The following is a 13,194-nucleotide window of genomic DNA, read 5'->3' on the forward strand; positions in this document are numbered from 1 at the left end:
CCTTGGAGCGTCGGGCCGGGCGGCGGTCAGTGCCGGGCGGGGTGGAAGACCAGCTGCTGGTCGGCCGGTGAGTAACCGGTGAGTGTCACGGTGGGGCCGTGGGACGGCAGGGACGGGTCGGGGAAGTCGGCCGCCACCGGCTGCCGGCCCTCGGGACGCCGGTCCATCGTCGGGTGCTCCACCGGGAACGGCGCGCCCCGCTCGATCTGCCGCGCGTAGAACTCCAGCCACCGGGTGTTGTCGAAGCTCACGGCGGCGATCATCCTGCCCTGGTAGCCGTACACACCGACGAACCGGCGTTCGGCCAGCGAACCCTGCGTGATCATGAGCTGGTCACCCATGGGCGGCACGCCGACCGACTTGATGTTCACGCCGAACATCGACGACCAGAAGGCGGGCATCCACAGGTGCGGTCGCCGGTCGGCACCGCGGCAGATCATGTTGTGCGCGGCAGTCTCCGCCTGCGCGACGGCGTTGCCCCAGTGCTCCAGCGAGAGGAACTGGTAGCCGAACAGCGCGTGCGGGGAGCGCGCGACGTCACCCGCCACGAAGACGTCGTCGGTGACGATGCCCCGGAAGTCGAAGGCCCGGCAGCCCGCGTCGCAGGCGATGCCCCGGGGCCCGGCGCCCAGCCCCGACCCGGCCAGCCAGTCGGTGTTGCGCAGCGAGCCCAGCGAGACCACGACCACGTCCGCCTCGACGACACTCTCGTCGGACAGATGGACCGCCCGCACCCGGCCGACCGGGTCGCCCTCCAGCGAGGTCACCGTGACGTGCGTGCGCAGGTCCACGCCGTTTCCGGTCTGCAGGTCGGCGGCGACGGCGCCGACCACCCCGCCGAGCGCGCCCACCAGCGGTGCCCCGGCGCGTTCCGCCACGGTCACGGGCAGACCCATCTCCCGGCAGGCCGACGCCACCTCCGAACCGGCGAAGCCCGCGCCGATGATGAACACCCGGCGCGGCCCTGCCTTGAGCCGCTGGTACAGATCGGCCGCGTCGTCGCGGGTCCGCAGCAGGCAGACGCCGTCCAGCCGGGCCTCGTCCTCCTTCGGCCAGGGTCGGGCGCGGACGCCGGTCGCGATGAGCAGCCGGTCGTACTCCACCTCGTCGCCGTCGGCCAGCCGGACCCGTTTGGCCGTCAGGTCCAGCCCGGTCGCCGGGACACCGAGCCGCCACTTGGCGTCGATCTCCCGGCGGTGCGGCAGCTCCGTGCGGTGCGGGGACGCCATGCCCAGCAGGACGGACTTGGACAGCGGCGGCCGGTCGTACGGCTCGTACGGCTCGTCACCGATCAGGGTCAACTCGCCGGCGAAGCCCTCCGCACGCAGGGTCTCGGCGGCCCGCAGCCCCGCGAGCGAGGCGCCGACGATCACGATCCGGCCCTCGCGCCTGAGCCAGTCGATGTGATCAGCGGCCATCGGACGCCTCCCGAGCGTCTCCCGTGTCGTCCAGCCCGTCCGCGGTGATCGCCTGCACCGGGCAGGCGGCGACGGCGCGGGCCAGCCGTTCCCGCTGCTCCTCGGGGGCGTGCGGGTTGTAGATCAGTGACTCCTCGCCGTGCAGCGCGAAGACATCGGGAGCGAGGAACGCGCACTGGGCGTACCCCTGGCATTTGTTGAGATCGACGACGAGCCGCATCGACGCTCCGCCCTTCCGGTGGCCAGGTCCGGTGTGCGCCGGCCGTGTCGCGCGGCATACCCGGACGGCGGTCATGTCCCGATTGCCAGCATGGGTCCCGTGCGGTGAGATCGCCCGTCGGGGAACCCGTCCGGGTCGGCGGCCACGCCGGGCGCGCCGGACCGATCCGTCACGCCCGAGACGCGGCACGTGCGCGTGAGCCGTCGCCCGCCAGGAGGATGTACCCGCTGAGCACCAGCGACCAGGCCGGGAAGACCAGCTCCGACCAGGGCACGTTGCTCGACACGAAGAGCAGCGTCAGGGCGGTGAGGCCGCCCAGGGCGGTGAGCGGGCGGGGCAGCACACCGAGACGGTGGCCGATCACCGACACGGCGGACACGAAGACGGCCGCCATCCGCATCGCGTACCCCACCATCATCGTGTACGCGAAGTGGCGGCCGAAGTCCCAGGACGCGGGCGCGGGCGCCGTGCCGGCCGGGTGCGTGACGGAGAGGACGGCACCGGCCGCCGCGGCGGCCCCGAACATCGTGGCCGTGAAGACCAGGCCGCTGCCCAGGAACACGGTGGCCAGAAACCTGTCCTCGGCCGCACCCACATGCGCCCGGATCGCGCCCATGAACCACAGGAAGAAGATGCCGGCGAACGGCACGAGCGCGAGGGCCGTCTGCAGCGCGCTGCGCCGCGCGGAGTCCGTGAACCCCTGGGCGGTGACCGCGTCGGCTCCCTGGGGCATCCCCAGCCGGACCAGGACGATCGCCGCCGCCAGCAGCAGCGCGAACACGACTCCGGCCAGCCCGGCGGCCCGCGGCGTCTCCAGCGCGTGCCGCGCCGACCTCTTCCGCTGCATGCCGGCCCGCCTCCTCCGCATCGACTCCGGCACCAGCTAGCCCCCACCCGCCGACCCACGCCACCGGGGACGGCCGGACGGCCGAGCGATGCACGGTGGGGTGGGCTGGGGTGGGGGGCGTGAGTCGGCGTCACATCCGCTGCGTGTGGCTTGCCTCGGTCCAGCCTTCCACGCACGTGTGCCCTGCATTGGTCCAGCCTCCCGCGCGTGTGCCTTGTCTCGGCCGAGCCTTCCACGCGCGTGTGGCTTGGCCCGGCCTCCACGCGTGTCCTTCGGCCCGGACCTCCCCGTGCGCGGGTTCTTCGGCTCGGCCCCGCAACGCGCGCGTGCCTCGAGCCGGCCTCCGATCCTGCTCCCGCCCGGCCTCCGATGCGGTCTCGTCCGACACCTGCCCCCACACCCGCGCGCCCCCACCTACCCGCCGCCGGCCCAGGTACCCCAGCCCCCCACCGCCCCCACCGCCCACACCGCGCCCCTTACCCCCCGCCCCCAATTCGCTCGCACCCCGATCCCCCTCCCCCTAAGGTGATCCGCCATGTCGGCAAACACGCCCCCCGCCCCGGAAGAGCTGCGCCGCGACCCGTTGCCCCTGCGCGGCCGTACCGCTCTGGTCACCGGGGCGAGCCGGCGGGCCGGGATCGGGCATGCTGTGGCGCGGCGGCTGGCGGCGTACGGGGCGAGTGTGTATCTGCATCACCATGTGCCGCACGACGCCGCCATGCCGTGGGGCGCCGACCGTCCCGAGGCTGTCGTCGGCTCCGTGCGTGAGGCGCTCGGTGATCCCGGGGCCCGCGTCGTCGCCGGACCCGGAGACCTCGCCGAGCCGGCCGAGCCGGCGCGGCTGATCGACGCGGTCGTCGGTGAGTTCGGCCGTCTGGACATCCTCGTCGCCAACCACGCGCTCAGCGGCTCCGACGGCACCCTGGACCAGATCGACGCCGCGATGCTCGACGCGCACTGGGCGGTCGACACCCGCTCCGTCCTGCTGCTCGTCCAGGCCTACGCCCGCTTGCGCGCCCGGCTGCCCGAGGGCGGCGGCACGCCCGGCGGGCGGGTGGTGTTGATGACCTCCGGACAGGACCTCGGCGGCGGCATGCCGGGCGAGATCGCCTACGCCCTCCAGAAGGGCGCCCTCGCCTCGATCACCCGCTCACTGGCCGGCACGCTGGCCGAGCAGGGTATCACCGTCAACGCCGTCAACCCCGGCCCGGTGGACACCGGTTACGCCACCGGCGAGGCCCACGCCGCCGTCGCCGCCCGCTTCCCCGGCGGACGCTGGGGGCTCCCCGACGACCCGGCCCGCCTCATCGCGTGGCTGGCCACCGACGAGGCTGGCTGGATCACCGGGGAGGTCATCAACTCGGAAGGCGGCTTCCGGCGCTGACGCCGTACGTCACAGCCGGGCCAGCTCGTCCACCAGGTCGTCCAGGCCCAGCGAACCCTGCGACAGTGCCGCCATGTGCCAGGCCTTCAGGTCGAACGCGTCGCCGTGCCGCTCGCGCGCCTTCTCCCGGCCCAGCAGCCACGCCCGCTCACCGAGCTTGTAGCCGATCGCCTGGCCCGGAATCGTCAGATACCGGGTCAGCTCGCTCTCCACGAAGTCCGCCGGCCGGCTGCTGTGCGCACCGAAGAACTCCTGCGCCAGCTCCGGCGTCCACCGCTCACCGGGGCGGAACGGCGAGTCGGCGGGGATCTCCAGCTCCAGGTGCATGCCGATGTCCACGATCACCCGGGCCGCCCGCATCATCTGCGCGTCCAGATAGCCGAGCCGCTCCTCGGGATCCGTGAGGTAGCCCAGCTCGTCCATCAGCCGCTCCGCGTACAGCGCCCAGCCCTCGGCGTTGGCACTGACCCCGCCGACCGTCGCCTGGTAGCGGGAGAGGTTCTCCGCCACGTGCACCCACTGCGCGAGCTGGAGGTGATGCCCGGGCACGCCCTCGTGGTACCAGGTCGAGACCAGGTCGTAGACCGGGAAGCGGGTCTGTCCCATGGTGGGCAGCCAGGTGCGGCCGGGGCGGGAGAAGTCCTCCGACGGAGCCGTGTAGTAGGGGGCCGCCGCGCCGCCGGGCGGGGCGATGCGCGACTCCACCTTCCGCACCCGCTCGGCGAGTTCGAAGTGCGTGCCGTCCAGATCCTCGATGGCCTTGTCCATCAGGCCCTGCAGCCACTCCCGCACCTCCTCCACACCCTCGATGTGCCGGCCGTGCTCGTCGAGGTGCGCGAGCGCCACCCAGGGGGTCTCGGCGCCGGGCAGGATCTTCTCCGCCTCCTGCCTCATCTCGCCGAGGATCCGGTGGAACTCCGACCAGCCGTACGCGTACGCCTCGTCCAGGTCCAGATCGGTGCCGTTGAAGTAGCGGGACCAGCGCGCGTACCGCTCACGGCCCACCGTGTTCGGGGCGCCCTCGATCGCCGGCGCGTACACGTCCCGCAGCCAGTCCCGCAGCTCGACCAGGGCGCCGGTCGCCGCGCGGGCCGCCTCGTCCAGCTCCGCGCGCAGCGCCTGGGGCCCGGCGGCGGTGAAGTCCTCGTACCAGCCACGGCCCTTGCCGTCCGTGTCCGTCCACTCGGTGAGCTGCTCGATGTACGTCGCCGTCGGCCGCGGCGCCGCGAACAGCTTGCGGTCCAGGCCGAGTTGCAGCGACTCACGGTAGCCCGCGAGCGCTCCCGGCACCGCGCGCAGCCGCTCGGCGATCGCCGCCCAGTCCTCGTCCGTCTGCGCCGGCGTGACCGTGAAGATGTCCCGCACCGAGTGGCCCGGCGTGGCCATGTTGCCGACCGCGCGCAGGTGCTCGTCGGCCTCGTGCACGGCGAGTTCGGCGGTCAGCCGCTCCCGCAGCAGCCGCCCGCAGCGCCGCTCCGCGTCGCTGTCCGCCCCCGGCTGCCGCTCCGCCTCGTCCAGCTTCGCGAGCGTGGTCCGCGCCAGCTCCGCGAGGGCCGCCTGGCCCGCGGGCGAGTAGTCGGGCAGCCGGCTCGAACTCTCCTTCACACCGAGGTAGGTACCGGTGACCGGGTCGAGGGCGATGAGGTCGTCCACGTACGCGTCTGCCACCTGACGGGGCAGCGGGCTCTTGGTCTCAGACATGGGCCCCATCCTCGTACGAGAAGGATCACCCCGTCACCCACGTTTGGGGGATTCAGCTCTGGGCGTGGCCGGGTGGCAGCAGCGGCCCGCAGTCCCACTGCTGGAAGATCAACCGGGTCTCCACCCGGGCCACCTCGCGCCGCGCGGTGAACTCGTCGAGCACCAGCCGCTGCAGATCGGCCATGTCCGCGACGGCCACATGCACCAGATAGTCGTCCGGCCCGGTCAGATGGAACACCGTCCGGGTCTCCGGCAGCGCCCGGATCCGCTCCACGAACGGCCCGACCAGCTCCCGCCGGTGCGGCCGTACCTGCACCGACAGCAGGGCCTGGAGCCCGCGCCCCAACTTGGCCGGATCCAGTCGCAGCTGGTGGCCGAGGATCACGCCCGAGCGGCGCAGCCGGGTCACCCGGTCCAGACACGTCGACGGCGCCACGCCCACCTGCGCGGCGAGATCGCGGTAGGTGGTCCGGGCGTCGTTCTGCAGCAGCCGCAGCAGATGAAGATCCACCGGATCCAGTACGACAGATTCGGCCATGGGCCGAACGTAGCACGGTGTTCGAACCCCGTGAACCGTTCACTGTTCACCCTTCCGTGCATGGACACAGCGAGCACCGGTGCCTACGACGACGTACGCACCGCATCGAGAGCCCTGGCCACGGAAGCCGTGCACGCCGGCCGCGACGATCTCGCCCGCCAGGGCCTGCACGCCCCGCCGATCGACCTGTCGACCACCTACCCCTCGTACGACAGCCGAGGTGAGGCCGCCCGCATCGACGCCTTCGCCACCGACGGCGCCGACCCGGTCGGACCGCCCGTCTACGGTCGGCTCGGCAACCCGACCGTCGCCCGCTTCGAGACCGCCCTGGCCCGCCTGGAGGGCACCGAGTCCGCGGTCGCCTTCGCCAGCGGGATGGCGGCGCTCAGCGCGGTCCTCCTCGCCCGCTCCGCGATGGGCCTGCACCATGTCGTCGCGGTACGGCCCCTGTACGGCTGCAGCGACCATCTGCTGACCGCCGGGCTGCTCGGCACCGAGGTGACCTGGACCGACCCGGCCGGCATCGCCGACGCGCTGCGCCCGGACACCGGCCTGGTGATGGTGGAGTCGCCGGCCAACCCGACCCTCGCCGAGGTCGATCTGCGGGCCGTTGCGCACGCCTGCGGTTCGGTTCCGCTGCTCGCCGACAACACCTTCGCCACGCCCGTGCTGCAACGCCCGGCGGAGCACGGCGCCCGTCTGGTGCTGCACAGCGCCACCAAGTACCTCGGCGGGCACGGCGATGTGCTGGCCGGAGTGGTCGCCTGCGACGAGGAGTTCGCCGGGCGGCTACGGCAGATACGTTTCGCCACTGGTGGTGTCCTGCATCCGCTGGCCGGCTATCTGCTGCTGAGGGGACTGTCCACGCTCCCGGTGCGGGTGCGGGCCGCCTCCGCGAACGCCGCCGAACTGGCCGGCCGGCTCGCCGCCGACCCGCGCGTGGCCCGCGTCCACTATCCGCGCATCGGCGGCGCCATGATCGCCTTCGAGGTGCATGACGATCCGCACGCGGTCATCTCCCGGGTCCGGCTCGTCACCCCGGCGGTGAGTCTCGGCAGCGTCGACACGCTCATCCAGCATCCCGCCTCCATCAGCCACCGCATCGTCGACGCCGACGACCGGCGCGGGGCGGGGGTGAGTGACCGGCTGCTGCGGTTGTCGGTGGGTCTGGAGGACGTGGACGATCTGTGGGCGGACCTGGACCAGGCACTGGGGGAGCCGACCGCTCGGACGCCGGTGCCGCTGCGGGAGGCGGTGCGCTGAACGGTAGCGGCCGGTGGTGGGCGAGGGTGAGTTGGGCACCACCCGACACCATGGTTGTGGTGGGAGCCGTTGCGGCGGATTCATGGCGCGGTCGTCTTTGCAGGCCGCCCGGGGCCCGACCGCCGGTCCCGACCCCAGCCGCCGGCCCCGATACCGGCCGCAGATCCCGGGCCCAGCGGCAGATCCTGGGGCCTGGGCGCCAGCCCTGGCCCCGGCTGATCGGCCTTGGGCCGGAGCCTGGCCCCGGATGTGGGTCTCGGGCCGGAGCCTGATCCCGGCTGTCGGCCTCGGGCCCGAGCCTGGCCTCGACCGTCCGCGCCGGCCAAGGACCCGGGCCCTCCGCAGACCCTGGCCCGGCTGCCGGCTCCGGCCCCGGCCGCAGATCCCGAGCCCGTCGGCCCCGGCTCCGGTTGTCGGTCACGGGCCTGAGCTCGGACGTCGGCCGTGGTCCCGGATGTGGGTCTCGGGCCTGAGCTCGGACGCCGGCCGCGACCCCGGCTGTGGGCCTCGGGCCTGAGCCCGGTTCCGACCGTCGGGGTCGCAGCTGTCGGCCTCGCGCAGGAGCGCGCACTCCAGCCCTGGTCCCGGCCCCGGTTGTCGGCCTCGGGCCCGAGCTCGGCCCCGACCGTCGGCCTCGGCCGCCGATCCTGGCCCGGGCCGCAGCCCCTGGCCCGGCTGCCGGCCACGGCCCAGCTGCCATGCGGTCGGCCTGGACCGGCCGCCGAGCCGGCGGCTCCGGGTCGGGCCGGAGCGGGGCGCGTAGAAGGGGGGCGCGGGTGTGCCGTGGGTCAGTCGTGGTGGGCCGGGGTGCTGAGGTGGCGGAGGCCGGTGTCGTACGGCCGCCGGGCGGGGGTCGGTGCGGCGTCCAGGCGGGCGGTGATGACGAGCGTGCCCTCCTCGATCTGGTAGTCCAGAGGCAGGCCGAGCCCGCGCATCGCGGCGACCATGCCGGTGTTGGACGCCTGCGTCACGGCGTACACGCTCTCGCAGCCGGCCTCCATGGCCATCGCCACCAGCCGGCCGAGCAGTTCACCGCCGATGCCGCGCTGCTGCCAGTCGTCCTCGATCAGCAGCGCGACCTCCGTCTCGTCGCCGTCCCACAGCAGGTGCCCGAGGCCCACGATGCGGCCGGAGGTGGTCTGCGCGGCCAGCGTCCGGCCGAAACGGGGGCTGAGCAGATGGTTCAGATAGCGCTCCGCGTCGCCGACCGGGCCGTGGTAGCGCATACCGAGGGTGCGCGGCGAGCACCGCTCGTGCATCGCCTTCGCCGCGGCCAGGTCTCCGGTGTCCACCCGGCGGACGGTGATGTCGTTGCCCTCGGGCAGCGTCAGCACGTCCTTGCCGCGCGGGATCCGCGGGCCGAGCCGGTTGTCGAGATCCACCAGTGCCCGGGCCCGGGCGAACTCGGTGGGGGTGAACGGCAGATACGGCCGCTCCACGGTGAGCACCCCGCCCTCCGGCGCCGGCAGCCGCATCACGGTGTCCTCCAGCACGCCCTCGACCGGCACCGGCTCGGGCCCGCGGCCTCCGCCGGCCGGAGTCCCGGGCAGCGAGCGGATCGTGCACCGGCCCAGCAACTGGCGTAGCGCCAGCGGCAGTTCGGCGGCGTCCAGCGCGGTGCGCGCGGCCAGCCCGAGCACGCGGGTGGGGGCGTCGACCAGGTCGTGGGCGTCGGCCCGCTCGATCCACGTCGACTTCCCGCCGGCCTGCGAGACCGCCCGGGTGATCTCGGCCGCGTCCAGCGCGCGCGGCGCCCGCAGCAGGAACTCGTCCACCGTGCCGTCGGCGAGCGGGTGCGTCTGGAGGCTCAGGATGTCGACACGCCGCTCGGCCAGCGCCGTGCACAGTGCCGCCAGCGAGCCCGGCTCGTCCTTCACGGTGGTCCGCATCCGCCACAGCGCACCGGTGTCGGCCACGTCGTCCGTGTCGTCGCCCGGCTGCCCGGAGGGCCCGGCCGACCGCGTCTCGGCGGCCGGCCGGGCGCCGGTATCACGGGTCGGCGGTGCGTGTCCGTGGCGTCGTGCCCACCACGTGTGGAAGCCGGCCGTCGCGGCGAGCACAAGCGCCGAGATCACGAGCAGGGCCGGGCCGTCGGGGCCGTGCCCGACCAGGTTCGCCACCCCGTCGGCGACGGCGACGGCCGTGAACAGCGCGGCGAGCTCGACGACGTCCCGCCGCCAGTGGTGCACGGGGCGTCCGTGCTTCGCCCGGGTCACATCAGACATCTCTGGAGTCATGCAGCCACTGTGAAGGAAGGGTGTTGCGTGATCACGAACTGCTTGTGACCGATGGGTAAAGCATGCTCCGTCCGTTTTGTTGCGTTTTCTAGAGCCTGCCGGCTCCGCGCCGCTCGGCCCCAGATCGTGGCGTTGTCGTCATCCAGTGCTCGCGTCATACGAAAACCGTAGAGGCGACCACTGACAATCGGCCTGACCTGCGAAGAGGGCCGCATGACAGAGGAGTTGACCGTGCCGCGCTCCGTGGGATGACGCCGGCGCGCGGCACGGATGAAGAGTACGGGACCGGCGGGACCGGCGGGCCCGCCCGCGCCCTACTGGCCGACCCGGCCCGGCTGGAGCGTCTGCGTGAACAGCACGGTGCCGTCGTACTCGCGCAGCCGTACCGTCAGTTCGCCGCTGTCGCCGTCGATGTCGACCTCGCCGAAGAACTGGTAGCCCTGGGCGGGCGACACATTGGAGGCGGTGGGCGCCTTGACGAACACCCGGTCCGGGCCGAAGGTGCCGTCCAGCGCGTTGGCCGGGAAGGCGCCGGCGTTGAGCGGGCCGGAGACGAACTCCCAGAACGGCTCGAAGTCCTTGAACGCGGCCCGCGACGGGTCGTAGTGCTGGGCGGAGGTGTGGTGCACGTCGGCCGTCAGCCACACGGTGCCGGTGATCCGCTGGTGCTTGATGAACCGCAGCAGCTCGGCGATCTGCAGCTCACGGCCGAGCGGAGCGCCCGGGTCGCCCTGCGCGACGGCCTCGAAGTTCGGCTTGCCCTCGACCGGGTCGGGCACGACAAGGCCGAGCGGCATGTCGTTGGCGATCACCTTCCACACCGCGCGGGACTGCGCCAGCTCCCGCTTGAGCCACTCCAGCTGTTCCCGGCCGAGGATGCCCACCGGGTCGGTGGTCTGGTTGTCGGGGGAGTTCGCGTTGCGGTAGGTGCGCATGTCGAGCACGAACACGTCGAGCAGCGGACCGTGGCGGACGACCCGGTAGATCCGGCCGTCGGGGCGCTCGCTGATCGTCGAGATCGGGAAGTACTCGGAGAACGCCTGCCGGGAGCGCAGCGCCAGGTCGTCGAGCCTGGTGCCGGCCGGGTAGGGGGTGCCGGTGCCGATGACCTCGCCCGGGTACCAGTTGTTGCGGACCTCGTGGTCGTCCCACTGGATGATGTTCGGCACCTGGGCGTTGAACCGGCGCAGCGCCGAGTCCAGCAGGTTGTAGCGGAAGTTCCCCCGGTAGTCGTCCAGGGTGGTCGCGACGTGCGACTTCTCCTCGGTCGTGACGTTCCGGTAGACACTGCCGTCGGGCAGGGTCGCGGTCGCCGCGATGGGGCCGTCGGCGTAGATGTTGTCGCCGCTGCACAGGAAGAAGTCGGGGTCGACCTTCGCCATCGCGTCGAAGATGCGGTAACCGCCGATGGACTCGTTGATGCCCCAGCCCTGTCCGGCCAGGTCGCCGGACCACACGAACCGCACGCCCTGGCGCCGCCGGGCGGGCGCGGTACGGAAGGTGCCGGTGACCGGCTCGCTCGTGCGGCGCGGGTCGTCCGGGTCGGCGAGCAGCACGCGGTAGTGGATCTGTTCGCCCGACGGCAGGCCGTGCAGCCGGGTGGTGCCGGTGAAGTCCGTGCCGGAGCCCAGCAGCGGACCCTGCCATCTGTGCGGGTTGCGGAACGACTCGGTGGCCGAGGTCTCCACGATCATCCGGGCCGGCCGGTCCGAACGCACCCACACCAGGCCGGAGTCGGTGGTCACATCGCCGGCCTGTACGCCCCAGCTCGCCTGGGGGCGCGCGGAGCGGGCGAACGCCGGGGCCGCGCCGAGGCCGACGGGCAGGGTGAGGGCCGCCGACGCGGCCAGGGAGCCGCGCAGAACGCTGCGGCGGCCAGGGAACGGACGGTCTGACATGGCTGCGCCTCCAGGGACGGGATCCGGCCAATGTGCAAAGCCACACCTACTGGGACGTTGCGGCGTGCGCGGAAACCAGAAGTGAACAACGGGGCTTGGGGCATGACCGCAGAGCAAGGCGCCGTGTCCGCACCGGTCCGTCAGCCGCGCGCGGCCCGCGTCCCGGCCGTCGGCGCTGTACGACGCCGCAGGCACGCGTGCGTCCCGCGGGGACCGGGGGAGACCGGCCCGGGGGCACGGCGAGCCAAGGGACGTCACTCCAGCTCGACGGAGGGCTCCGTGCTCGCACGTACGCACGCGTAGAGCACGGCATCGGGTGACCGAGACCGGCTCCTCGGTGGGTCGGCAACGGTGGGGCGGGTCCGGCTGTTCGGCGGGGCGGGACTGGTGGGCCCGGGCCGCCTGTTCGGCGGGGCGGCACTGGTGGCCAGGACCAGCCTTTCCACGACGCGGCATCGGCGGCCGGGACCGGCGCCTCGGCACCGGTGGGGTGGGACCAGCCCCGGGGCCCCAACCGGGACCAGCCCCTCAGCGGGGGACCGGTGGGGTGGGACCAGCCCCTTGGCGTGGCGGCCCCACCGGGGAGCCGGTCCCGGTGGTCAGGGCCGGCCGCTCCACGCCGCGGTGTCGATGGTCGGCGCGGCCCCTTCGGCGCACGCAGCGGCAATCGGCCGGGCCGCCTCGGCGAGGGCTTGGCACCGGCGGCCGCACCCGCCCCGTTCAGGGCCCCGTAGGGCGGCCGCCGTACGGTAGCTTCAGAGGCTGCCATCCAGGATCACCCGCGCGACCAGCGCCGGGTCGTCGTTCATCGGGCAGTGGCCGCATCCGGGCAGCCGTACCAGCCGGGCGTGCGGGATCAGCTGCTTGGCGCGTATGCCCTGGCGGCGCACGAGGATCCGGTCCCGGGTGCCCCAGGCCACCGTGACCGGCAGACCCGGCAGGACGTCGGTGAACCGTACGGTGGTGCCCGCCCGCAGCGTCGCGTCGAACCCGGTGGCCCCCACCAGCGCGAGCGTCTCGGCGACCACGGCCTCGGGGGCGCGGCGCGCGGGGCGCGCGTAGATGGTGCTCGTCAGCGCGGTACGGCCGGCCGCCGTGCGCGACAGCCGCTCCACCAGCGGCAGCGGGAGCCGCAGGGCGATGCCCCGCATCGCGAGCAGCACCGAGAAGGCGTACCGGCGCTCGGCCTCCGTCCAGAACCCTGCGGGTGAGAGGGCGGTGACGGACCTTACGAGCTTCTCCCGGCCGAGCTCCAGGGCGAGCAGTCCGCCCAGCGAGTTCCCGGCGATGTGCGGCCGGTCCAGCTCCAGCACCTCGAACAGGGCGCCGAGCACCGAGTTGGTGGTGGGCAGGTCGTAGGCGAGGCCGTCCGGCAGGCCCGGGGACGCGCCGAAACCCGGCAGGTCGACGGCGATCACGTCGCGCTCGGTGGCGAGGATGTCCACGACCGGGTCCCAGGCCTGCCGGTGATGCCCGATGCCGTGCAGCAGGACCAGCGGTTCGCCGTGTCCCACGCGCGCGTAGGACACGGTCACGTCCTTCGGGCCGTGCGCGGTGGGGACCTTGAAGGAGACGGTGGCGGACATGGGGGTGCTCCTCGTCTGGGTGCTGACGGACGCCGTAGACAGTTTGTCAGCAGTTGCTACCGGCCGGTAGCCCCCGGTGGGCGTACGTCCGCGCTCCGACAG

Annotated in this window: 10 protein-coding genes; 2 read left to right on the forward strand and 8 right to left on the reverse strand. The window is 73.3% G+C overall.

Annotated features, from left to right (window positions below; all coding sequences use genetic code 11):
* Positions 1–26: 26 nt before the first annotated feature.
* From ACZ418_RS20530 to ACZ418_RS20540, 3 genes are all read right to left on the reverse strand, one after another.
* Positions 27–1,418, reverse strand: a complete 1,392-nt coding sequence (locus tag ACZ418_RS20530; protein WP_468364665.1) for an NAD(P)/FAD-dependent oxidoreductase — start codon at positions 1,416–1,418, stop codon at positions 27–29.
* A complete protein-coding gene (locus tag ACZ418_RS20535; protein WP_468364668.1) occupies positions 1,408–1,638 on the reverse strand; it encodes a ferredoxin in 231 nt (76 codons plus the stop codon). The genes ACZ418_RS20530 and ACZ418_RS20535 overlap by 11 nt, the downstream gene beginning before the upstream one ends.
* A gap of 169 nt (positions 1,639–1,807) precedes the next feature.
* Positions 1,808–2,485 (reverse strand): hypothetical protein, encoded by a 678-nt coding sequence (locus ACZ418_RS20540; protein WP_468364671.1) that lies wholly within the window; start codon positions 2,483–2,485, stop codon positions 1,808–1,810.
* A 535-nt stretch (positions 2,486–3,020) separates the two neighbouring features.
* On the opposite strand from ACZ418_RS20540, the gene ACZ418_RS20545 reads away from it, so the two are divergent.
* Entirely contained in the window at positions 3,021–3,869 is an 849-nt protein-coding gene (locus tag ACZ418_RS20545) for an SDR family oxidoreductase (protein WP_468364674.1), read from the forward strand.
* 9 nt (positions 3,870–3,878) lie between these two features.
* On the opposite strand, the gene ACZ418_RS20550 is transcribed toward ACZ418_RS20545, so the two are convergent.
* Both ACZ418_RS20550 and ACZ418_RS20555 read right to left on the reverse strand, forming a co-directional pair.
* A complete protein-coding gene (locus ACZ418_RS20550; RefSeq protein WP_468364677.1) occupies positions 3,879–5,570 on the reverse strand; it encodes a DUF885 domain-containing protein in 1,692 nt (563 codons plus the stop codon).
* Between the two features lie 52 nt (positions 5,571–5,622).
* The gene (locus tag ACZ418_RS20555; protein ID WP_468364681.1) at positions 5,623–6,108 is read right to left on the reverse strand and encodes an Lrp/AsnC family transcriptional regulator; all 486 of its coding nucleotides are present in this window, start codon (positions 6,106–6,108) and stop codon (positions 5,623–5,625) included.
* Positions 6,109–6,168: 60 nt separating this feature from the next.
* Between ACZ418_RS20555 and ACZ418_RS20560 the strand changes: the two genes are divergently transcribed.
* Complete coding sequence (locus ACZ418_RS20560) at positions 6,169–7,371, forward strand: trans-sulfuration enzyme family protein (protein ID WP_468364684.1); 1,203 nt, start codon at positions 6,169–6,171, stop codon at positions 7,369–7,371.
* Between the two features lie 788 nt (positions 7,372–8,159).
* On the opposite strand, the gene ACZ418_RS20565 is transcribed toward ACZ418_RS20560, so the two are convergent.
* From ACZ418_RS20565 to ACZ418_RS20575, 3 genes are all read right to left on the reverse strand, one after another.
* Positions 8,160–9,608: a GNAT family N-acetyltransferase gene (locus tag ACZ418_RS20565; RefSeq protein WP_468364686.1), complete on the reverse strand. Its 1,449-nt coding sequence runs from the start codon at positions 9,606–9,608 to the stop codon at positions 8,160–8,162.
* A 314-nt stretch (positions 9,609–9,922) separates the two neighbouring features.
* Positions 9,923–11,506, reverse strand: a complete 1,584-nt coding sequence (locus tag ACZ418_RS20570; protein WP_468364688.1) for an alkaline phosphatase D family protein — start codon at positions 11,504–11,506, stop codon at positions 9,923–9,925.
* Between the two features lie 755 nt (positions 11,507–12,261).
* Positions 12,262–13,092: an alpha/beta fold hydrolase gene (locus ACZ418_RS20575; protein WP_468364691.1), complete on the reverse strand. Its 831-nt coding sequence runs from the start codon at positions 13,090–13,092 to the stop codon at positions 12,262–12,264.
* Between the last annotated feature and the right edge of the window lie 102 nt (positions 13,093–13,194).

The organism is Streptomyces sp. NPDC030820 (genome assembly GCF_055572075.1).

Bases quoted from the DNA above. Each gene is read 5' to 3' on its own strand.
- ACZ418_RS20530 (WP_468364665.1), bottom strand. From the start codon at position 1,418: ATGGCCGCTGATCACATCGACTGGCTCAGGCGCGAGGGCCGGATCGTG.
- ACZ418_RS20535 (WP_468364668.1), bottom strand. From the start codon at position 1,638: ATGCGGCTCGTCGTCGATCTCAACAAATGCCAGGGGTACGCCCAGTGC.
- ACZ418_RS20540 (WP_468364671.1), bottom strand. From the start codon at position 2,485: ATGCAGCGGAAGAGGTCGGCGCGGCACGCGCTGGAGACGCCGCGGGCC.
- ACZ418_RS20545 (WP_468364674.1), top strand. From the start codon at position 3,021: ATGTCGGCAAACACGCCCCCCGCCCCGGAAGAGCTGCGCCGCGACCCG.
- ACZ418_RS20550 (WP_468364677.1), bottom strand. From the start codon at position 5,570: ATGTCTGAGACCAAGAGCCCGCTGCCCCGTCAGGTGGCAGACGCGTAC.
- ACZ418_RS20555 (WP_468364681.1), bottom strand. From the start codon at position 6,108: ATGGCCGAATCTGTCGTACTGGATCCGGTGGATCTTCATCTGCTGCGG.
- ACZ418_RS20560 (WP_468364684.1), top strand. From the start codon at position 6,169: ATGGACACAGCGAGCACCGGTGCCTACGACGACGTACGCACCGCATCG.
- ACZ418_RS20565 (WP_468364686.1), bottom strand. From the start codon at position 9,608: ATGACTCCAGAGATGTCTGATGTGACCCGGGCGAAGCACGGACGCCCC.
- ACZ418_RS20570 (WP_468364688.1), bottom strand. From the start codon at position 11,506: ATGTCAGACCGTCCGTTCCCTGGCCGCCGCAGCGTTCTGCGCGGCTCC.
- ACZ418_RS20575 (WP_468364691.1), bottom strand. From the start codon at position 13,092: ATGTCCGCCACCGTCTCCTTCAAGGTCCCCACCGCGCACGGCCCGAAG.